This window comes from Halorarum salinum, from assembly GCF_013402875.1.
Lineage (GTDB): Archaea > Halobacteriota > Halobacteria > Halobacteriales > Haloferacaceae > Halorarum > Halorarum salinum.
In genome coordinates this window covers 3,264,454-3,283,770 of record NZ_CP058579.1, presented here as the reverse complement: position 1 = coordinate 3,283,770, position 19,317 = coordinate 3,264,454, and the positions used below count along the sequence as shown (strand labels likewise).

Genomic DNA, 19,317 nt, shown 5'->3' with positions numbered 1-19,317 from the left:
CCGGGTGCTCGCCGGAGTGGTAAAACCGTACTGATTGAACCGTCGCGTGCGGGTTCTCACACCTCACGCGTGCGTCGCGGATCCGTCGACCGGGATCAGGCCCGTGTCACACGAGCACCGTTCCACCCTGTCAGCCGCTCGTGACGACGTGTTCGGCGGGGATCCTGACGAGGACGCGCGCTCCGCCCTCCTCGTCGAGGTAGGGGTACTCGTCGACGTCCATGTACTTGCGCGCCAGCTCGTTGATGTGCTCGACGGCGCCCTCCTCGGTCAGTTCTGCCTCGCCGCGGACGGAGACGTACCGGTACGGGTCGTCCGGGTCGGTCACGGAGACGCACACGATCGGGTTCCGGCGCATGTTCCGCTCCTTGCGCCTGCCCCGGGCGGTGTTGAACAGGACCGCCTCCCCCTCGTCGTGGTCGACCCACACCGGCGTGTTGTGCGGCGACCCGTCGGGCAGCAGGGTGGCGACGTGGCCGAACGACTCCTTCTCCAGGACGTCCCGGTGGCTCTCGGGGATCACGCACGCCAGTTCCCCCGCCCGCCACTTCACCGTTCCCGGCGATCGATATAAGGGATATAAGGAATACGGACCCTTTGCAGTCATATTGAGGTAACCTTTACCAATGACCACCCGTTCGCTGGTGGTATGAGCACCAGTACCGCGGACGTGGATGGTAACGACCCCCTATCGAAGACGGAGTACCGCGACAGGCTCCGTGAACTCCCCCCGAGCGCCAAACTGGTGGCGAAGGTGCTCGAGGGCGAGGCACCGCTCTCGCAGGGGCAGCTCGCGGACGAGTCGCTGCTCCCCGACCGGACGGTTCGCTATGCGCTGAACCGCCTCGAGGAGTGCGAGCTGGTTGGGTCGCGCTACTCCTTCAAGGACGCGCGCAAGCAGGTGTACTTCCTCAACACGTAGGGGAATTCACACGAAAACGGAGATCACGTCCGAGACGGCCCGTGCGACCGTCGGACGCCCGTCACCCCGAAACCCCTCTTTTAAGTGGCTGAGCGGAAACATCCCCGCATGGACATCTCGGTCGTCGTCCCGACGCTCAACGGCCGGGACCTGCTCGCGGCGAGCCTCGACTCGCTCGCCGAGCACGCCCCGGACGCGGAGGTGATCGTCGTCAACGGCCCCTCGGCCGACGGCACGACCGGGATGGTACGCGACCGCGAGGACGTGGACGTGCTCGTGGAGATCTCCGCCCGCAACGTCAACGTCGCGCGCAACGCGGGCATCGAGATCGCAGACGGCGACGCCGTGGCGCTCCTCGGCTACGACCACCGGGTCGAGGCGGACTGGCTCGACACGGTGGCGGACGCGCTCGTCGACGGCGCCGACGCGGTGACCGGACCCCTCAGACGGACGGTGAAAGGGGGAGCGACGAGCGAGGCGGTCGAACGCCGGCGGATCGTCGGCCGCGAGGTGACGTACGTCAACGGCCGCAACGCCGCGTTCCGCGCGGACCTGCTCTCCAAACTCGACGGGTTCGACGAGTACCTGGAGACGGGGGGCTCCCGGGACGTCTCACACCGCCTCGCCGGGATGGACGTCGAGGTGGCCTGGCGCCCCGGGATGGCCGTCCGCCGGGAGGCGCCGACGGCGGCCGACGGGGGGAGGACCGAGCACGACTGGGGGTGGAAGTACCGCGCGCTCGCGTACCGACTCGTGAAGAACTACGGCGTCCGGCCGACGGTCGCCCGTCGCACCCTCGCGCACGCCGTCTCGGACGGTCGGGGGGCGCTCCGCGAGGTCACCCGCGGCGAGGCGACCCCCACCTCCTGGATCGGGAACGGCCGCGACGTGCTGACGGGGATCGCGACGGGAGCCTCCGACGGTCTGGTCGCGCGGGCGAGTGATCGGTCCTCGACGCGGAACCCCCACGGGCTCAGCGTCCGTGCCGACCGCGCCGTCGCGAAGTACGACTGGCGGGAGCCGTAACCCGGAACCCTCGGTCCCCGCCGGTCGCCGGCCCGCTCGCCCGTCAGTCCTCGGCGCCGGTCGCCAGTCCGGGGAACAGCCTGACGGGGTTCTTCGTGAACGCGCGCGTCATCAGGTCCTCCGGCACGTCGAGCGTGAGCACCTCCATCACGCCGACGTCCGGGTGGGTGTCCGGCGCGCCCGAACCGAAAAGCACCCTGTCCGGATGCTCTAGCAGCCCCCGTTCGAGCACCTCCCGGTACCGGACGAAACTCGTGTCGAGGTGGAGGTCGTCGTAGCTGTCGAGCAGCGCCAGCGCCTCGTCCATGCGCGCCCTGTCGAGCGGGAACCCGCCGAAGCTGGTGAGCACGACCGGGAAGTCGTACTCGAGCACCGACTCGGCGACGGCGGCGGGGGGGACCCGTTCGGAACTGTGGAGCAGGACCGGCGAGTCGGTCGCCCCGATCTGTTCGAGGACGGCCTCGGTCGGCAGGCCGTCGTGGGTCGGGTCGACGACGAACCCGTGGAAGCGGTGGTCGTAGGCGTACTGCTCCACGTCCCCGGGTTCGGCGTGGTGGTCACCGGGGACCGCGGCCAGGTTCCGGAGCCGCGAGCCCGCGCTCGCACCGACCCTCCGGGGCCCGTTCAGCCGGGCCATCGCGACGAACGGGCGCTCGACGGAGAGCCGAGCGACCGCGTTGTTCGCACGGAGGTAGCCCTCACCTCGCGGGCGGGGGCCGGGGGAGACGGCCGCGCGCACCACGCCCGCCTGGTGCATCTCGCGCTGGAGGCGCTCCGGGGAGATGTCCCGGCCGTGGGTGGCGACCGCCTGCTCGTCGGGATCGAGTTGCGCGTGCACGTCGACCACCCGGAACCCGTGTTCCAGTTCCAGCATCCGGTGGGGCAACGTGAGGGCCCCTCTTAGTTGTTGTAGAAAGGGCTGACGCCGCCGTAGACACCCGCCGTGCCGAGGTCTGACACGGCCGAAAGTTCCATATTCCGACCGACAGTGCTCGAAAACTTCATATAGAACCGCAACCATCTCCTCCGGTGAGTATCATGTCGAACATGCAGCAACCCCTGTACGTTCTCGCGGAGGGCAGCGAGCGCACCCGCGGGAGCGACGCCCAGTCTTCGAACATCGCGGCCGGTCGGGCGGTCGCCGGCGCGGTACGGACGACGCTCGGGCCGCGCGGGATGGACAAGATGCTCGTCGACACCTCCGGCGACGTCGTCGTCACGAACGACGGCGCGACCATCCTCACGGAGATGGACATCGAGCACCCGGCCGCCCAGATGCTCGTCGAGGTCGCCGAGACCCAGGAGGAGGAGCTCGGAGACGGGACGACGACGGCGGCCGTCCTCTCCGGCGAACTGCTCGGCCGCGCCGAGGACCTCCTCGAGGACGGGGTCCACCCGACGGCGATCGTCGAGGGCTACCATGAGGCGCTCCGGCTGGCGCTCGACGCCGTCGACGGCATGGTGATCGGGGACGAGGTCGACGGGGACCTCCTCCGGGCGGTCGCCGAGTCCGCGATGACCGGAAAGGGGACCGGCGACGTGACCGCGGACCGCCTCGCCGAACTCGTCGTCGACGCCGTGACGCAGGTGACCGAGGACGGCCGGGTCGACCGCGACGACATCCGGACGTTCACGTGGACGGGCGGCTCGGCGGCCGCGACGGAACTCGTCCAGGGGGTCGTCCTCGAGGAGGAGCCGGCCAACGACAACATGCCCCGGCGCGTCGAGGACGCGTCGGTCGCGGTGGTCGACGCGAAGCTCGACGTGCGGAGCGGGGAGGTCGACTCCGAGTACACGATCACCTCCGTCGACCAACTGGACGCGGCCCTGACTGCGGAGGACGAGGAACGGCGGGCCATCGCGTCCGCGCTCTCTGACGCGGGCGTCGACGTGATCGTCTGCTCGAAGAAGATCTCCGACCGCGTCGCCGCCCACCTGGCCGACGCCGGCATCCTCGCGTTCTCGAACGTGAAGAAGTCCGATGCGGGGTCGTTCGCCCGGGCGACCGGCGCCTCCCGGCTCGGAACGGTCTCCGACGTCGAGCCCGCCGACCTCGGGACGGCCCGCGAGGTCCGCGTCGAGAAGTTCGGCGACGACGAGTTCGCCGTCGTCGAGGGGACCGACGACTCCCGGACGGTGACGCTGTTCGTCCGCGGCGGCACCGAACACGTCGTCGACGAACTGGAGCGCGCCCTCGAGGACGCCGTCGGCGTCGTCACCGCGGCGGTCGAGGACGGCGCGGTCGTCCCCGGCGCCGGCGCGGCCGAGGTCGCCGTCGTCGACCACGTCCGCGCGGGCGCGAACGCCGTCACCGGCCGCAAGCAGCTCGCGGTCGAGGCGTTCGCGGACGCCGTCGAGGCGATCCCGCGGACGCTCGCCGAGAACGTCGGGATGGACCCCATCGACGCGCTCGTCGAACTCCGGGCGACGTTCGACCGCGACGGCGTCGCGGGCGTCGTCGCCGAGGGTCAGTCGGGCCGGATCGGCGATCCCGCCGAGGTCGGCGTGTACGACCCGGCCGCCGTGAAGCGCGAGGCGCTGGAGTCGGCGACCGAGGCGGCGACGATGATCCTCCGCATCGACGACGTCATCGCGGCGAACTGAGCCCCGCCGGGGTCGTTTTTCCGGGTCGGCCGCTCCCCCTTTCAGTTCCCGCGCCGTACCTGAGCACATGCCCGACGGTCCGGGCCTCGGACTGACCGAGGCGGTCTCGATCGCGCTGGGCGGGATGATCGGCGGCGGCATCTACGCCGTGCTCGGCGTCGTCGCCGGGATAACCGGGGCGGCGACGTGGTTCGCGTTCCTGCTCGCCGGCGTCGTCGCGCTGTGTGCGGCCCACTCGTACGTCGCGCTCAACGAGATCGTCGACGGGAACGGCGGGTCGGTGACGTTCGTCCAGTACTTCACCGGCAACGCCACGCTCGCTGGCATGGTCGGCTGGACGCTCCTGTTCGGCTACGTCGGCTCGATGGCGATGTACGCGTTCGCGTTCGCGGAGTTCGGGCTCACCCTCCCGGGTGTCCCGGATTCCGTGGGGAGCGTCCCGTTGCGGCCGGTCGTCTCCGTGCTCGCCGTCGCGGGGTTCGTCGGACTGAACCTCCTCGGCGCGCGGGCGACCGGGTCTGCCGAGAACGTCCTCGTCGGGCTCAAGGTCGCCATCCTCCTGCTCTTCGGCGTCGGCGGGCTGGCCTACGGCTATCTCGTCTCGACCGAACCGGTGAAGTACGGCGTCTCGCAGTTCGCCTCGGTCGGGCCGATCATGGCCGCGGGCGTCTCGTTCGTCGCGTTCCAGGGGTGGCAGCTCCTGTTCTACGACCAGGAGGGGATCGAGGGCGCCTCGGCGACGATCCGGAAGGCGGTGTACGTCTCCATCCCCGTCGCCGTCCTCGTCTACCTGCTCGTCGGCATCGCGACGTACCACCTCGCGCCGGGCGCGCTTCAGGCGAACCCGCACACGGCGCTGAAGGACGCGGCGAGTCGGATGGCGGGCGTGGTCGGGATGGCCGGCGCCGGCGCGCTCGTCATCTCGCTGTCCGCGCTGTTCTCGACGGGGAGCGCCATCAACGCGACGCTGTTCTCGGCGGGCTACTTCGCGAAGGGGATGCTCTCGAGTGACCTCCTCCCGGACCGGGTCGGCGACTCGAGCGAGAGCGGGGTCCCCCACCGGACGCTGCTCCTCCTCGGCGCCGTCACGGCGGCGTTCACCGCCTACGGCAGCCTCGAGGCCATCACGAACTTCGCGTCCGTCGCGTTCATCGTGGTGTTCGGCGGGATGAGCTACCTCGCGTTCCGGAACCGCGACCGGTCGGAGGTTCGGACCGCCCCGACGGCAGTCGGGACGGTCGGGGCGGCCGGCTTTCTCCCGGTGATGCTGTATCACCTGTACACCGCGAACCGGCACACGTTCTACATGGTGCTCGCGCTGACCGTCGCCGTCGTCGCCGTCGAACTGCTCTACTTCGAGCGCGACGTGCTCGAGCGTGAGATCGAGACGGTGGAGGAGGACCTCTCCGACGCGTTGTGAACCGGCGGAGCGCCGTCGTGGATACAGGTCGTCGGGGAGTCAGGCCGGCCCCCGAGTCGACGGGCCGGCCGGTTCATCCGAACGATAGCACGAGTTCGTCCCCGGGACCGACCCCGAACGCGGCTTCGCCGCGCCCGCGGTTGACGTCGCACTCCACGTAGCCGTGGCTCCCGACGGTCACCAGGGGGTCGCCGGGGTCGACGGCGGCGAACGTCTCCACGACGGGCGCGGTCACGGCCCCTTCCGGGGTCTCGACCCGCAGTTCCTCCCCGACGCGGCCGTCGAGGAACGCGCCCGGCACGTTCGTCACGGCGTTGCCGAAGCCGTCGACGACGAGCACCTCGCCGGCCGCGCGGTCGTCCTCGACCTCGGCCTCCGGGAGGCGGAGGTCGACGTAGTCGTCGGTCGGTTCGAGGCGGTCGAGGTCGGCGAGGTTCTCCGCGCCCGCGTCGTGGACCGCGGCGGCCGCGGGGGCGAACACGTCCCGGCCGTGGAAGGTGCTGCTCCGGGGGTCGTCGACGTCGACGGCGAACACGTCCGGTTCCGTTCCGGCGATCCCCGCGAGCGCGCGGGCCGGCGGGAGGAGCGACCCGTTGTCCGGTCCCACGAGCGCGTGTTCGCCGGCCCCGACCACCACGGCGGCCCGGTCGGTGCCGACGCCGGGGTCGACGACCGCGAGGTGGACGGCGGGCGGGAACTCGGGGAGGACGAACCGGAGCCAGAAGGCGGCCGCGCGGGGGTCCTGTCTGGGGAGGTCGTGGGCGACGTCGACGAGTCGGGGGTCCCCGTCGGCCTCCGTGAGCAGTACGCCCTTCATCGCCGCCGGGTAGGGGGAGCCGAAGTCCGAGGCGAGCGTGAACATCCCCGTCCTACTCCGGGTCGGCGCTGTCGTCGCCGTTGGCGTCCGTGTCGGCGACGCGGCGGATGCGCTCGATGCCGTCCACCTCGTCGATGACCTCCACGACGGCGTCCGGGACGAGGTTCTCCCAGTCGTCGCCCTGGACCATCCGGTCGCGGAGTTCGGTCCCCTCGAGCACCTCCCGCCGGAACATGGGCGAGGAGCGCACCTCCACGTCGGCCTCCCGGAACAGCTGGACGACGAGGGGGTTGTTCGAGTAGGCGACGTCGAACTTGGGGGACATCGACTGGACGTGGCTCACCCAGACCGAGTTGCGTTCGAGGTCCTCGATGGGGACCGGGTAGGTCCGCAGGTCGAACTCGTCGACCGACTTGCTCACCATCATGATGCGCTCGCCGGCCGTGAACGGGTTGCGCATGGTGTGGGAGTCGCCGGCCGAGCCGATGCCGAGCACCAGTTCGTCGACCTCGCCGGCGATCTCCTCGACCATGTGGTGGTGGCCGTTGTGGTACGGCTGGAACCGCCCGATGTAGAACCCCCGCATACACGCCGTGTATCTCGCGCGGAGTTTATAAGCCCGACGGGACGGGCGCGACCGCGTAATCCCGGCCTATCGCGGGTTTACGAGCGGTTTCCGATCGGGGTCGGGGAGGCCGCGAGGGGAGAAAGTATATCAGTTCACGGGCCCTCGATTTCGGTAGTAACGATTCTATGAGCAACGATTCGAACGAGAGTCGCGGCGAGGGGGCAGCCGAGGAGTTCCCCGCCGTCGACGACCCGGGGTCGAACGGTGCGGCGGAAGACGGGACGGTCGGAACGTCCAACGACCCGTCCGATCAGGACGCCGCCATCGACGACCTCGGAAGTGACGTCGAGATCGAGGCCGAGATCGACGAGGAGGCCGAGGACGACCTGCTCGGTGGGCTCCTCATCGACTCCACCGGCGAGATCGAGGTCCCCGACAGGCTCGTCGACCAGGTGATCGGGCAGGAGCACGCCCGCGACGTGGTGATGAAGGCGGCCAAGCAGCGCCGCCACGTGATGATGATCGGCTCGCCCGGGACGGGCAAGTCGATGCTGGCGAAGGCGATGTCCGAACTCCTCCCGCCCGAGGAGCTCCAGGACGTCCTGGTGTACCACAACCCCGACGACGGGAACAACCCCAAGGTCCGTACGGTGCCGGCGGGCAAGGGCGAACAGATCGTCGAGGCCCACAAGGAGGAGGCCCGCAAGCGCAACCAGATGCGGACGTTCCTGATGTGGATCATCATCGCGGTGGTGCTCGGCTACGCGCTGCTGGCGATCGGGAACATCCTCATCGGCATCATCGCCGCGGGTATCATCTACCTCGCGTTCCGCTACAGTTCGCGGGGCTCGGACGCGATGATCCCGAACCTGCTGGTCAACAACGCCGACACGAAGACCGCGCCGTTCGAGGACGCGACCGGCGCCCACGCGGGCGCGCTGCTGGGCGACGTGCGCCACGACCCGTTCCAGTCGGGCGGGATGGAGACGCCGAGCCACGACCGCGTCGAGGCCGGCGGCATCCACAAGGCGAACAAGGGCGTGCTGTTCGTCGACGAGATCAACACGCTCGACATCCGGTCCCAGCAGAAGCTGATGACCGCGATCCAGGAGGGCGCGTTCTCCATCACGGGCCAGTCCGAGCGCTCCTCGGGTGCGATGGTCCAGACCGAACCCGTCCCCACGGACTTCGTCATGGTCGCGGCGGGCAACCTCGACGCGATGGAGAACATGCACCCCGCGCTCCGCTCGCGCATCAAGGGGTACGGCTACGAGGTGTACATGGACGACACCATCGAGGACACCCCGGAGATGCGCCGGAAGTACGCCCGCTTCGTGGCCCAGGAGGTCGCCAAGGACGGCCGCCTGCCGGAGTTCGAGGCCGAGGCGATCGAGGAGGTCATCCTGGAGGCGCGCCGCCGCGCCGGCCGGAAGGACCACCTCACGCTGAAGCTGCGCAACCTCGGCGGGCTGGTCCGCGTCTCGGGCGACATCGCCCGCGGCGAGGGCGCCGACCGGGTCACCCGCGACCACGTGCTGCAGGCGAAGGGGCGCAGCCGCTCCATCGAACAGCAGCTCGCGGACGACTACATCGAGCGTCGGAAGGACTACGAACTGCAGGTCGCGGAGGGCTTCCAGGTCGGCCGCGTCAACGGGCTCGCCGTCATGGGCGAGGACTCGGGCATCATGCTCCCCGTCATGGCCGAGGTGACGCCCTCGCAGGGTCCCGGACAGGTCATCGCCACCGGGCAGCTACAGGAGATGGCCGAGGAGGCGGTCCAGAACGTCTCGGCGATCATCAAGAAGTTCTCCGACGAGGACATCACCGAGCAGGACATCCACATCCAGTTCGTCCAGACCGGCCAGCAGGGCGTCGACGGCGACTCGGCGTCGATCACGGTCGCCACCGCGGTCATCTCCGCGCTGGAGAACGTCGGCGTCGACCAGAGCCTCGCCATGACCGGCTCGCTGTCGGTCAGGGGCGACGTGCTCCCGGTCGGCGGCGTCACCCACAAGATCGAGGCCGCCGCCAAGTCCGGCTGTGACCGCGTCATCATCCCGAAGGCCAACGAGCAGGACGTGATGATCGAGGACGAGTACGAGGAGATGATCGAGATCATCCCGGTCTCGCACATCTCCGAGGTGCTCGACTACGCGCTCGAGGGCGAGGCCGAGAAGGACTCGCTGGTCGACCGGCTGAAGAACATCACCGGCTCCGCACTGGAGAAGGCCGGCGAGGGGCAGGGCACCCGCGGCCCCTCCAGTCCCAGCCCGCAGTAGGGCGAACCGGTGCCCGACTGGACGGCGTTCGCGGGGGTCGTGGGCGTCGTCCTGACGCTGCTGCTCGTTCTCGCGCGACTGTCGACCGCACACGTGACCGGGAGCGCCGCCTCCGGCGACGCAACCGGCCGGGTCGCGGACGAGGACGCCCCCGGAGCCGACGCGGGTCCGGAGGCGACCGCGGGGGCGACTCCCCTCGACGCGGACCTCTCCCCGGACGAGTGGAACTGGGGCGTCGACGGCGCCGGGAGCGTCGACGACGCGGCCGACGGACGGGACCTCGCGGACGCCGTCCCTCCCCGGGCCGACGTCTCGGACCTCCCGACGTCGGCGCTCCTGGGGAACGTCGCGCTCTCGCAGGGCCTGTTCGGCACGCTGCTCGCGCTCGCGACGTGGTGGGCCGAGATTCCCCTCGCACCGCTGGGGCTCGCCCCGGCGTTCACGCCCGAACTGCTCGGCCTCGGCGTCGCGCTGGGACTGACGCTCTGGGTCGCCAACGAACTCGCGGGACGGGCGGGCGCCCGGTTCGGCGTCGACGGCGGGGAGGAACTCAGGGCGCTGCTCGCGCCCGACTCGCCCGCCGGGTGGGCGCTGTTGCTCGGCGCCGTGCTCCCGCTCGTCGCGCTGTTCGAGGAGTTCCTCTTCCGTTCGGTCCTGGTCGGCGCGTTCGCGGCGGGGTTCGCCCTCCCCCCGTGGCCCCTCGTCGTCGGCTCGTCGGTCGCGTTCGCGCTCGGCCACGGCGCGCAGGGCCGGGCGGGGATGCTCGTGACGGGCGCGCTGGGGCTGTTGCTCGGCGCCGCGTTCGTCGTCACCGGGAGCTTCCTCGTCGTCGCGGTCGCCCACTACCTCGTGAACGCGCTGGAGTTCGTGGTCCACGAGGGGTTCGGCGACGGGCGGGAACGTCGACCGTCGCCGTCGCGAGTCCGGTAGTCTCCGCGACCGGCAGCACCACGGAACCCCCACGGCTGTCGGGTCGCGCGGCGGCTATCGGGAACGCCCGGCGATGCGAGCACCGCAGCCGAGGGAGCGAACGAAGCGGGCGACCGGAGTGAGGAGCGCAGCGAGCCGGCGGCCCACGGTTCCCGCCGGGCGGTAGCTATTTGGCCGGCGCTTCCCCTCGTTCCTCCATGACAGGCGTTCGCAAACGCGCGTGGGACATGGCGGCCGAGGCCGAGGAGGAGATCGAGGCGCTCCCCGTCGAGGAGGCGCACGACGAGTGGGCCGCGGACGGGTCGACGGTCTTCCTCGACGTGCGCGACGTCCGGGAGCGCTGGCTCGAGGGCGCCGTTCCCGACGACACCCACGCGCCGCGCGGAATGCTGGAGTTCTGGGCCGATCCGGAGACGGAGTACCACCGCGACTACTTCGAGACGGACCGGCGGTTCGTCTGCTACTGCAACGAGAGCGGCCGGTCGGCGCTCGCCGCGAAGGTGCTCACCGAGATGGGGTTCGAAGACGTCGCCCACGTCCAGGGCGGGCTCACCGCGTGGAAGGAGGCCGGCTACGAGACGGCCGACGTCGAACAGAAGGACTACTCGTAGGTCGCTCGGGGCCGGTGACTCCGTCGTGACGGCCGGCCCGTCGGCCGGTCAGGACTCGATTCGCCGCAACGCCTCGGCCACGTCCGGCGGCGTCGCGCCCTCGGCGTCGGTCACGCGGTGGTCCGGGACGAACACCGGGACCGGGTTCGCCCGGAGCGCCTCGCGCGCGGTCGCGACGTCGTCCTCGTCCTCGTGGTCCAGCCCGGAGGTCATCCGGACGACGAGGTCGAGCGTCACCGCGTCGCCGTAGGGCACGTTCCGGAGCGCGTCGAGCACGTTCCGCTGCTCGGTCGGGACGGTGATGGCGAGGGTCACGTCCGAGAAGTCGTCCTCCTCGCCGTCGAGGTAGGCGAACAGCCGGTCGAGGAGCGGGTGGTCCGGTTCCGCGTCGTCGGGGAGCTCCTCGGGGAACGACAGCGAGAGCACCCGGCCCGCCGCAACGCCCAGTTCGACCGCTCGGCCGAGGCGGTCCGAAACGCGCGCGTACACGCCCGTTTCCCCCGCGCCGCCCGCGCCGCCCGCGTCGTTCATACGGAGGGGTCGCCCGGCGTCGGCTTCAAACCTCGGGAGGGGACGGCACCGTCGTCGATTCCGAACCGCGCGGGAGGGGAGACAGCCGTGCCGACGCAACTCTTATGTACGAAAGAGGACATCGCTGTACATAGATGAACACCGAAACGGGGGAACTGGCGCCCGCCGTCCGCTCCATCCTCGCGGCCGCCGCCGAGCGCCCGGGGGGAACCGGGCGGGCGGACGTCGACGCGCGGTCGCTGCCCGACGCGTTCGCCGCCGCCGAGGCCGACGGCCGGGTGCCGGTGATCGCCGAGGTGAAGCCGACGAGCCCGACGACCGACGGCGAGCGGCTCGACGACCCGGTCGAACTCGCCGGGCGGATGGTCGAGGGCGGGGCGGCCGCGCTGTCGGTGCTGACCGAACCCGAACACTTCGGCGGGAGCGTCGGGACGCTCGAACGGGTCCGGGACGCGGTGGACGTCCCGGTCCTGCGCAAGGACTTCCTGCTCTCCGAGGGACACCTCGACGCGGTCGAGGCGGACCTGGTCCTCCTCATCGCGCGGTTCCTGGGCGAGGACCTCCCGGACCTCGTCGAGGCCGCGCGCGAACGCGGCTTCCAGCCGCTCGTGGAGGTACACGACGCCGACGAACTGGAGGCGGCGATCGACGCGGGCGCCCGGATCGTCGGCGTGAACAACCGCGACCTGGCGAAACTGGAGGTCGACCTCTCGACGTTCGAGCGGGTGGCGCCGGCGATCCCCGGGGACGTGACCCTCGTCGCGGAGTCGGGCATCACGACCGCGGCGGACGCACGGCGGATGCGCGAGGCCGGCGCGGACGGCCTGCTCGTCGGCTCCGCGATCATGGACGCCGAGGGCGCGAGCGACGGCGACGTTCGGGCCAACACGCGACGCTTTACCCGCGCGGAGACGGAGGTGGAGCCATGAGCGAGGGCGACGCGGCGAAGGGAGTGGAGGACCGAACCGACGCCGGCGACGGGAAGTTCGGCGAGTACGGCGGCCGGTACGTCCCGGAGGCGCTGATGCCGGCGATCGAGGAGCTGACGGACGCCTACGAGCGGTACGTCCTCGGCAACGAGGACGGGTTCGTCGACGAGTTCCGGCGGCGCCTCGCGGAGTTCGGCGGCCGGCCGACCCCGCTCCAGCGCGCGGACCGGCTCTCGGAGCGCTACGGCACCGAGGTGTACCTCAAGCGCGAGGACCTCGTCCACGGCGGTGCCCACAAGCTGAACAACGCGCTCGGCCAGGTGCTCCTCGCGAAGTACATGGGCAAGGAGCGGATCGTCGCGGAGACCGGCGCGGGCCAGCACGGCACCGCGACCGCGATGGCCGCGGCACACCTCGGGATGCCCTGCGAGGTGTACATGGGCGAGCGCGACATCAACCGCCAGCGTCCGAACGTCTTCCGGATGAGGATAAACGGCGCCGCGGTGACTCCGGTCACGACGGGCCGCGGGACGCTGAAGGAGGCCATCTCGGAGACGATGCGCGACTGGGCGAGCAACGTCGAGGACACCCACTACGTCATCGGCTCCGTCGTCGGTCCCCACCCGTTCCCGCGGATGGTGCGCGACTTCCAGGCGGTCATCTCCGAGGAGGCGCGCGAGCAGATCCGGGAGGGGGCCGGGAGGCTCCCGGACGCCGTCCTCGCCTGCGCGGGCGGCGGCTCGAACACGATGGGGGCGTTCCACCGCTTCGTGCCCGACGAGGACGTGGACCTGTACGCCGTCGAGGCCGGCGGCTCCTCGCTCGAGGTGGACGAGAGGACGGGCGTCGCGCCGAACTCGGCGTCGCTCACGACCGGGTCGGAGGGCGTCCTCCACGGCTCGCGGACCAAACTCCTGCAGGACGGCCACGGCCAGATCGTCGAGTCGCACTCGATCTCCTCGGGGCTCGACTACGCCGGGGTCGGCCCGGAACTCGCACACCTGGTCGACGAGGGCCGGGTGACGCCGGTCGCCGTCGACGACGACGCGGCGCTCGCGGCGTTCCACCGGCTCTCCCAGGAGGAGGGCATCATCCCCGCGCTGGAGACGGCCCACGCCTTCGGCTACCTCCACGAGCACCACGCGGGCCTCGGCGGGGTCGTCGTCGTGAACGTCTCCGGACGCGGCGACAAGGACCTCGAATCGGTCGTCGAGGAGACCGACGCCCGCGGGACGCCGAACGCGCCGGACATGAGCGCGTTCGGGGGTGGCCTGTGAGCGACCTCTCGACCGCGTTCGCGGACGGCCCGGCGTTCGTCCCCTACCTCGCGGTCGGCGATCCGGACTACGAGTCGTCGCTCGCGTACGTGGAGGCGCTCGAACGCGGCGGGGCCGACGTCGTCGAACTCGGGCTCCCCTTCTCGGAGCCCATCGCGGAGGGGCCGACCATCCAGGAGGCGGTCGTGCGCTCGCTGGAGGCGGGCACGACGCCCGACCTGTTCTTCGAGTTCGTCGGGGACCTCGAGGTGGACGTGCCGCTCGTCTGCATGACCTACTACAACCTCGTCTACCAGTACGGCGAGGAGCGGGGTCCGCGGCCGTTCGTCGAGAAGGCGGCCGAGGTCGGCCTCTCCGGGTTCGTCGTGCCCGACCTGCCGGCCGAGGAGGCCGGGCCGCTCCGGGCGGCCTGCGACGAGTTCGGGCTCGATCTCGTCTCCATCGTCGCGCCGACGACCGACGAGGAGCGCCTCGGGAAACTCGTCTCGGTCTCCTCGGGCTACCTCTACGTGCAGGCGCGGCTCGGGGTGACGGGCGCACAGTCGTCCGTCTCCGACCGGACTGCGGCGTCGCTCGACCGACTGTCGGACGTCGACCTCCCCAAGGCGGTCGGGTTCGGCATCTCCTCGGGCGAGCAGGCCGCGACGGTGGTCGAGGCCGGCGCCGACGGCGTCATCGTGGGCTCGGCGCTCGTCGACGTCGTCGGGGAGGGGTACCGGAACGACGACCCCGTCGCGGACGTGGCCGACAGGCTGGAGTCGCTCGCCCGGGAACTGAACGCGGGCGCCGAGCGAGGGTACTCGCAACGTGCGCCGCGACCGGAACGTACATCCGAATGAGCCGTTCGCAAGCCATTTACGCACCCTTGGAAGACACTACCACACTCAAATGACGTTCGCAGGGTTCGACGCACGACTCGACCGCATCTCGACGGGGGGCCGCTTCCTCGTCGTCCCGATGGACCACGGGCTCACGATGGGCGCCGTGACGGGGCTGAAGGACATCGAGGCGACCATCGACGGCGTGACGCGCGGCGGCGCCGACGCGGTCCTCACGCAGACCGGCATCGCGCCGCGCGTCCACGACAACACGAACGGCGCGGGCTTCATCGCCCACCTGAACGGCTCGACCACCATCGGGCCCGACGAGAACGACAAGCGCCCGACGGGGAGCGTGAAGGGCGCCGTCCGCGCGGGCGCAGACGCCGTCTCGATGCACATCAACGTCGGCTCCACGCACGAGCCCGACCAGATCGAGTTCCTCGCGGAGCTGTCCGAGACGGCAGACGACTACGGCCTCCCGACGCTGGCGATGGCGTACGCCCGCGGGCCCGGCGTCGACGGCGCCGACCCCGAGTCGCTCGGTCACGCGGTCAGGCTCGCCGAGGAACTGGGCGCCGACGTGGTGAAGACGGGCTACTCGGGCGACGGCGACAGCTTCCGGCACGTCGTCGAGTCGACGCGCCTGCCCGTGGTCATCGCCGGCGGGAGCCGGGGGACGGATCGCCAGACGCTCGAGATGGTCCGCGGCGCGATGGACGGCGGCGCCGCCGGCGTCTCGATGGGTCGTTCCGTCTTCCAGCACGAGGACCCCGAGGCCATCGCGGCGGCCGTCTCGGCGATCGTCCACGAGGACGCCGACGTGGACGGCGCGCTCCGCGCGGCGGGGCTGTAGGCGGCGTCCGCGTCGAACCCACGCCGTTCGAGGGCCGTTTCTCGCAGCCCGTTCGGACCGGGGGACCGCTCGGCCGTTACAACAGCCCCGGTAGTTCCGAGAGCGACGCGAGCGTGTGGTCGGGTTCGGGGTCGTCGGGGTCGCGCGTCGAGTCGCCGACGGGCGTCCACACCGTCTCCATTCCGAGGGCGTTCGCGCCGGCGACGTCCGCGCGGAGCGAGTCGCCGACGTACGTCGTCGCCGCGGGGTCGGCCTCGAGCCCGTCGAGCGCCCGCTCGAACGGGTACGGGTCGGGCTTGACGCCCATCTCGGGGTCGGCGTACACGTGCGTCTCGAAGCGGTCGGCGATGCCGAGCGCATCGAGTTTCGTCCGCTGGGTCCCGCGGGCGCCGTTGGTCACCAGGCCGACCCGCCGCTCGGAGTCGATGGCCGCCCGAAGCGCGTCCGCAGCGCCGTCGCGGAACGAGACCGCGGTGTGGTCGAGCGCGGCGTCGTAGGCCCGGGCGATCGAGTCGGCGTGTGCCTCCACGCCGGCGCGCTCGGCGGCGACGCGGAGGCAGCGCCGGTGGAAGTCCACGTCGGACTCGGCGGGGTCGATGACTTCCGCGGCGCTCGCCAGGTCGGCCGGGTCGCAGTAGCGGGCGACCCCGGCCGACCCGAAGGCCTCGTCCAGGAGGGCGTCGAACGACTGGTCGCGGACGCAGAGCGTCCCGTCCAGGTCGAAGAGGACCGTCACGTCTGTTTTGTTGGAGGTGGCGGTCGAATTTAAGCCTACGGTTGGGACGTGTCCCGTCCTTCGAGCGCGAACGACCGTCGGACTCCGACCGCTCGACCGGCGACGACGTCGAAAGCCGACGTGGCTCCCGGTTGGTGTGCCGGTCGGATCGTCGTGGTGCAGGTCGCGAAAGCCCCCGCGACTCTCGGCTCCCGCGACCCTCTCTGCGCTCCTCAGTCGCTCACCTCGTTCGCCCCTTCCGGTGCTTGAGGGGTCGGGGTTCGCCGAGTTACGGGAGAGCACGCTCTCCCGAATTCACGGGCGCGTGCGCCCGTGAACGTCGCGGCCCCTTTCAGTCCCGCCCGACCGCACCGCAGCCACGCCCTCCCCGGCCGATTCGCTCGCCTCCGGCTCGCTCATCCCTCGCGCGCATCCGGCGGGCCTCCCTGCCCGCCGGCACGCGTCGACCGTACGTCCCGGGCCAACCACGTGGCGCGCGGCGGCCGCGCGGAGCGCGGCCGATCGTGCGAGGGACGAGCACCGCAGGCCGAAGGCCGAGGAGCACAGGAGGTTGGTCACGCGAGCGAGGGTGACTTCCGAGGGGCTCGCTCCGAGGTAAGGGAGGGTGAGGTGGTGACGGGTGGGACCGAAAGGGGCCGCGGCGGTCGGCGCAGGCGCGGACCGTCGAGCACCGCGGGAGCGAGGCGAAGCCGAGCGACGAGGAGCACAGCGGTCGCACCGAGTCGAGAGCCACGGGGGCTTTCGGGGACTGCTCGGCAGTATATGGGTCGACACCGAAGTCGAACGCCGCGGGATTTTCGGGAACTTCGCCACGACGCACGACCTGATACCCGACTCGAGAGCGCGAGGGCGTTCGAGGTCGTCGCCGTGCGGAAATCGTCCACCTCGTGGAAGCCGGGATTCTCCCGTCCGGCTCGTCGACCGCGCATTCGCCAACTTGAAGCGCCCCCGCCGAGAGGAACGCTCCAATGACACGAAAGCGGAGCGTCTGGCTTCGCGCCGACGACGGCGTGGGCGACTGGGAGCGACGGAAGCACCGCATCACCGCGGGGCTCGAGGCCGGGGTGGACTGGGTGCTCGTCGACGAGCGCGACGTCTCGAAGGTGCGCGAACTCGGCGCCGTGAACGTCGCCGCGTTCCGCTCGGACGCGGACGTCGACCTCGTCGACGACGCCGAGGGCGAGGACGCGACCGCGGACGCCTACCTCGTCGGCAAGGACGGCGAGGGCGACGGCACGGTCGACCTCCCGGGCGACTTCTCCGGGTCGGCGGACCTGACGACGCTCCGCCGGTCGGACAACCGCGCGCAGGGCGCCTACGTCCGCATCTTCGACGAGGAGTACGAGGCGTTCGCCGAGGAGGCCGCCCGCGACGCCGAGTTCGTCGTCGTCGTCGGCGAGAACTGGAAGATCATCCCGCTGGAGAACCTCATCGCCCGCATCGGCGAGGAGACGAACCTCATCGCGGGCGTCACCTCCGCCGAGGAGGCTCGGACGGCCTTCGAGACGCTCGAGATCGGCGCCGAGGGGGTGCTGCTCGACACCGAGGACCCCGACGAGATCCGCCGGACCGTCGAGGTGCGCGACGAGGCCGAACGGGAGTCGCTGGAGCTCCGGCACGCGACCGTCACCGCCGTCGAACAGACCGGCTCCGCCGACCGCGTCTGCGTCGACACCGGGAGCATCATGGGCGACGACGAGGGGATGCTCGTCGGCTCGATGTCCCGGGGGCTGTTCTTCGTCCACGCCGAGACGGCCGACTCGCCGTACGTCGCCTCCCGCCCGTTCAGGGTCAACGCCGGCGCGGTCCACGCCTACGCCCGGACCCCCGACGGGGGCACGAAGTACCTCTCGGAACTGCGCAGCGGCGACGAGGTGCAGGTCGTGAACACGAACGGCCGGACGCGGGACGCCATCGTCGGCCGCGTGAAGATCGAGAAGCGCCCGATGTTCCGCGTGCAGGCGGAGGTCGAGACCGACGACGGGGTCGACGTGATCGAGACGCTCATCCAGAACGCGGAGACCGTGAAGGTCGCGACCGCGGACGGCCGGACGGCGGTCACCGACCTCGCCGAGGGCGACGAGGTGCTCGTCTACTACGAGGACGTCGCGCGCCACTTCGGCGAGGAGGTCGAGGAGAGCATCATCGAGCAGTGACGACGGGTAGTAGGCGGTGGATGGTCGGCCGGTCCCGCCGACGGTGCTTTTCCGTACGCTCCGTCCGTAGCGTCCACCTCAGCGGAGCCGATCGACCAGTTCCCGTAACGTCGCGAGGTCGAACTGTCCCGGCGCCGTCGCGGCCTCGGGTCGGACCGGCGCGTACCCGATCCGTGAGCCGTACACCGGCGCCACGGCGCGCGTGTGGCGGCCCGCCTCGCCCATCGCCATCGTCGCCACGGGCGCCCCGCGTTCCGCGGCCCGATGGGTGGCGGCGAGGAGCGCGAGCGCGTCACCCCGCCCCCCGGCCGTCGTCGCGAGCTTTCCCACGTCGCCGGCGGCGGCCGCGGCCGAGAGGAGCGCGTCGAGCGTCCGCGGGTCGGGCGTCCCGTCGAAGTCGTGGACGGACGCGACCACGGTCACGTCGCGCTCGCGCGCGGCCTCCACCAGGTCCGCGACCGTCGCGTCGTTCGTCCCCGTCGGGCGGCCCCGGAGCGTCGCCAGTTCCACGTCGACGGCCGCGACCGCGTCGTGTTCGATCGCCCCCGCGAGCGCGTCGAGCCGCCCGTACGGCGGCGCCTCGCCGCCCTCCCACGTCGTCCGATTCGTGACGAGCAGCGGGAGGTCGCCGTCGTAGCCCGCGAGCGCGTCCAGCGGCTCGTCGGCCAGGTCCATCCGAAACTCCACGAGGTCGGCGTGCTCGCGTGCCGTCGGCTCCTCGGAGAGGTCGGCGGTGGCGGCCGCGAGCCGGAAGGAGTCGAAGTTCATACCGGGGTCACACCCCCACGACGCAAAACGGTTTCCCGGGCCCCGTGTCGAACCGGTTCCGCGGTTCGA

At 71.2% G+C, this 19,317-nt stretch carries 19 protein-coding genes; 12 read left to right on the top strand and 7 right to left on the bottom strand.

Features of this window, described 5'->3' with window-relative positions; genetic code table 11:
* Positions 1-130: 130 nt before the first annotated feature.
* Positions 131-523, bottom strand: a complete 393-nt coding sequence (locus tag HUG12_RS16575) for a PPOX class F420-dependent oxidoreductase (RefSeq protein ID WP_179269843.1) — start codon at positions 521-523, stop codon at positions 131-133.
* 126 nt (positions 524-649) lie between these two features.
* Here HUG12_RS16575 and HUG12_RS16570 point away from each other — a divergent pair, with 126 nt between their 5' ends.
* Positions 650-922, top strand: coding sequence for a MarR family transcriptional regulator (locus HUG12_RS16570; RefSeq protein ID WP_179269842.1), 273 nt, complete (start codon positions 650-652; stop codon positions 920-922).
* Positions 923-1,030: 108 nt separating this feature from the next.
* Positions 1,031-1,948, top strand: coding sequence for a glycosyltransferase family 2 protein (locus HUG12_RS16565; RefSeq protein WP_179269841.1), 918 nt, complete (start codon positions 1,031-1,033; stop codon positions 1,946-1,948).
* Between the two features lie 43 nt (positions 1,949-1,991).
* On the opposite strand, the gene HUG12_RS16560 is transcribed toward HUG12_RS16565, so the two are convergent.
* The gene (locus HUG12_RS16560; protein ID WP_179269840.1) at positions 1,992-2,822 is read right to left on the bottom strand and encodes an amidohydrolase family protein; all 831 of its coding nucleotides are present in this window, start codon (positions 2,820-2,822) and stop codon (positions 1,992-1,994) included.
* A 173-nt stretch (positions 2,823-2,995) separates the two neighbouring features.
* Here HUG12_RS16560 and thsA point away from each other — a divergent pair, with 173 nt between their 5' ends.
* Together thsA and HUG12_RS16550 are read left to right on the top strand one after the other, a co-directional pair.
* Complete coding sequence (gene thsA / locus HUG12_RS16555; protein WP_179270673.1) at positions 2,996-4,552, top strand: thermosome subunit alpha; 1,557 nt, start codon at positions 2,996-2,998, stop codon at positions 4,550-4,552.
* Between the two features lie 67 nt (positions 4,553-4,619).
* A complete protein-coding gene (locus tag HUG12_RS16550; protein WP_179269839.1) occupies positions 4,620-5,972 on the top strand; it encodes an APC family permease in 1,353 nt (450 codons plus the stop codon).
* Between the two features lie 73 nt (positions 5,973-6,045).
* Here HUG12_RS16550 and HUG12_RS16545 read toward each other — a convergent pair whose 3' ends face one another.
* Both HUG12_RS16545 and HUG12_RS16540 read right to left on the bottom strand, forming a co-directional pair.
* A complete protein-coding gene (locus HUG12_RS16545) occupies positions 6,046-6,834 on the bottom strand; it encodes an SAM hydrolase/SAM-dependent halogenase family protein (RefSeq protein WP_179269838.1) in 789 nt (262 codons plus the stop codon).
* Between the two features lie 7 nt (positions 6,835-6,841).
* Complete coding sequence (locus HUG12_RS16540; RefSeq protein ID WP_179269837.1) at positions 6,842-7,375, bottom strand: nicotinamide-nucleotide adenylyltransferase; 534 nt, start codon at positions 7,373-7,375, stop codon at positions 6,842-6,844.
* Between the two features lie 167 nt (positions 7,376-7,542).
* Here HUG12_RS16540 and lonB point away from each other — a divergent pair, with 167 nt between their 5' ends.
* From lonB to HUG12_RS16525, 3 genes are all read left to right on the top strand, one after another.
* Positions 7,543-9,636, top strand: coding sequence for an ATP-dependent protease LonB (lonB, locus tag HUG12_RS16535; protein WP_179269836.1), 2,094 nt, complete (start codon positions 7,543-7,545; stop codon positions 9,634-9,636).
* 9 nt (positions 9,637-9,645) lie between these two features.
* Positions 9,646-10,566, top strand: coding sequence for a CPBP family intramembrane glutamic endopeptidase (locus HUG12_RS16530; protein WP_179269835.1), 921 nt, complete (start codon positions 9,646-9,648; stop codon positions 10,564-10,566).
* A gap of 197 nt (positions 10,567-10,763) precedes the next feature.
* On the top strand, positions 10,764-11,177 hold the full coding sequence (locus HUG12_RS16525) for a rhodanese-like domain-containing protein (protein ID WP_179269834.1): 414 nt from the start codon (positions 10,764-10,766) through the stop codon (positions 11,175-11,177).
* Positions 11,178-11,225: 48 nt separating this feature from the next.
* On the opposite strand, the gene HUG12_RS16520 is transcribed toward HUG12_RS16525, so the two are convergent.
* A complete protein-coding gene (locus tag HUG12_RS16520) occupies positions 11,226-11,708 on the bottom strand; it encodes an MGMT family protein (protein WP_179269833.1) in 483 nt (160 codons plus the stop codon).
* A 134-nt stretch (positions 11,709-11,842) separates the two neighbouring features.
* Here HUG12_RS16520 and trpC point away from each other — a divergent pair, with 134 nt between their 5' ends.
* From trpC to HUG12_RS16500, 4 genes are read left to right on the top strand one after another with little or no spacing between them, the layout of a single operon-like run.
* The gene (gene trpC / locus HUG12_RS16515; protein WP_179269832.1) at positions 11,843-12,637 is read left to right on the top strand and encodes an indole-3-glycerol phosphate synthase; all 795 of its coding nucleotides are present in this window, start codon (positions 11,843-11,845) and stop codon (positions 12,635-12,637) included.
* The gene (trpB, locus tag HUG12_RS16510) at positions 12,634-13,914 is read left to right on the top strand and encodes a tryptophan synthase subunit beta (protein ID WP_179269831.1); all 1,281 of its coding nucleotides are present in this window, start codon (positions 12,634-12,636) and stop codon (positions 13,912-13,914) included. The genes trpC and trpB overlap by 4 nt, the downstream gene beginning before the upstream one ends.
* Positions 13,911-14,753 (top strand): tryptophan synthase subunit alpha, encoded by an 843-nt coding sequence (gene trpA / locus HUG12_RS16505; protein WP_179269830.1) that lies wholly within the window; start codon positions 13,911-13,913, stop codon positions 14,751-14,753. Before trpB ends, trpA begins: the two co-directional genes overlap by 4 nt.
* A 49-nt stretch (positions 14,754-14,802) precedes the next feature.
* Positions 14,803-15,588: a 2-amino-3,7-dideoxy-D-threo-hept-6-ulosonate synthase gene (locus tag HUG12_RS16500; protein WP_179269829.1), complete on the top strand. Its 786-nt coding sequence runs from the start codon at positions 14,803-14,805 to the stop codon at positions 15,586-15,588.
* 76 nt (positions 15,589-15,664) lie between these two features.
* Here HUG12_RS16500 and HUG12_RS16495 read toward each other — a convergent pair whose 3' ends face one another.
* On the bottom strand, positions 15,665-16,324 hold the full coding sequence (locus tag HUG12_RS16495) for an HAD family hydrolase (RefSeq protein ID WP_179269828.1): 660 nt from the start codon (positions 16,322-16,324) through the stop codon (positions 15,665-15,667).
* Between the two features lie 968 nt (positions 16,325-17,292).
* Here HUG12_RS16495 and HUG12_RS16490 point away from each other — a divergent pair.
* Positions 17,293-18,480 carry a 3-dehydroquinate synthase II gene (locus tag HUG12_RS16490; RefSeq protein WP_179269827.1) on the top strand — a complete coding sequence of 396 codons (1,188 nt, stop codon included), beginning with the start codon at positions 17,293-17,295 and terminating at the stop codon, positions 18,478-18,480.
* 78 nt (positions 18,481-18,558) lie between these two features.
* Here the strand turns inward: HUG12_RS16490 and HUG12_RS16485 are convergent, their stop codons facing one another.
* A complete protein-coding gene (locus HUG12_RS16485; protein ID WP_179269826.1) occupies positions 18,559-19,248 on the bottom strand; it encodes a type I 3-dehydroquinate dehydratase in 690 nt (229 codons plus the stop codon).
* Between the last annotated feature and the right edge of the window lie 69 nt (positions 19,249-19,317).

What these genes read in the sequence shown, in the direction of transcription:
- HUG12_RS16550 (WP_179269839.1), top strand. Translation starts at nt 4,620, where the DNA reads ATGCCCGACGGTCCGGGCCTCGGACTGACCGAGGCGGTCTCGATCGCG.
- thsA (WP_179270673.1), top strand. Translation starts at nt 2,996, where the DNA reads ATGCAGCAACCCCTGTACGTTCTCGCGGAGGGCAGCGAGCGCACCCGC.
- HUG12_RS16500 (WP_179269829.1), top strand. Translation starts at nt 14,803, where the DNA reads ATGACGTTCGCAGGGTTCGACGCACGACTCGACCGCATCTCGACGGGG.
- trpB (WP_179269831.1), top strand. Translation starts at nt 12,634, where the DNA reads ATGAGCGAGGGCGACGCGGCGAAGGGAGTGGAGGACCGAACCGACGCC.
- HUG12_RS16560 (WP_179269840.1), bottom strand. Translation starts at nt 2,822, where the DNA reads ATGCTGGAACTGGAACACGGGTTCCGGGTGGTCGACGTGCACGCGCAA.
- trpC (WP_179269832.1), top strand. Translation starts at nt 11,843, where the DNA reads ATGAACACCGAAACGGGGGAACTGGCGCCCGCCGTCCGCTCCATCCTC.
- HUG12_RS16490 (WP_179269827.1), top strand. Translation starts at nt 17,293, where the DNA reads ATGACACGAAAGCGGAGCGTCTGGCTTCGCGCCGACGACGGCGTGGGC.
- HUG12_RS16485 (WP_179269826.1), bottom strand. Translation starts at nt 19,248, where the DNA reads ATGAACTTCGACTCCTTCCGGCTCGCGGCCGCCACCGCCGACCTCTCC.
- HUG12_RS16540 (WP_179269837.1), bottom strand. Translation starts at nt 7,375, where the DNA reads ATGCGGGGGTTCTACATCGGGCGGTTCCAGCCGTACCACAACGGCCAC.
- HUG12_RS16520 (WP_179269833.1), bottom strand. Translation starts at nt 11,708, where the DNA reads ATGAACGACGCGGGCGGCGCGGGCGGCGCGGGGGAAACGGGCGTGTAC.
- HUG12_RS16570 (WP_179269842.1), top strand. Translation starts at nt 650, where the DNA reads ATGAGCACCAGTACCGCGGACGTGGATGGTAACGACCCCCTATCGAAG.
- HUG12_RS16545 (WP_179269838.1), bottom strand. Translation starts at nt 6,834, where the DNA reads ATGTTCACGCTCGCCTCGGACTTCGGCTCCCCCTACCCGGCGGCGATG.
- HUG12_RS16565 (WP_179269841.1), top strand. Translation starts at nt 1,031, where the DNA reads ATGGACATCTCGGTCGTCGTCCCGACGCTCAACGGCCGGGACCTGCTC.
- lonB (WP_179269836.1), top strand. Translation starts at nt 7,543, where the DNA reads ATGAGCAACGATTCGAACGAGAGTCGCGGCGAGGGGGCAGCCGAGGAG.
- HUG12_RS16525 (WP_179269834.1), top strand. Translation starts at nt 10,764, where the DNA reads ATGACAGGCGTTCGCAAACGCGCGTGGGACATGGCGGCCGAGGCCGAG.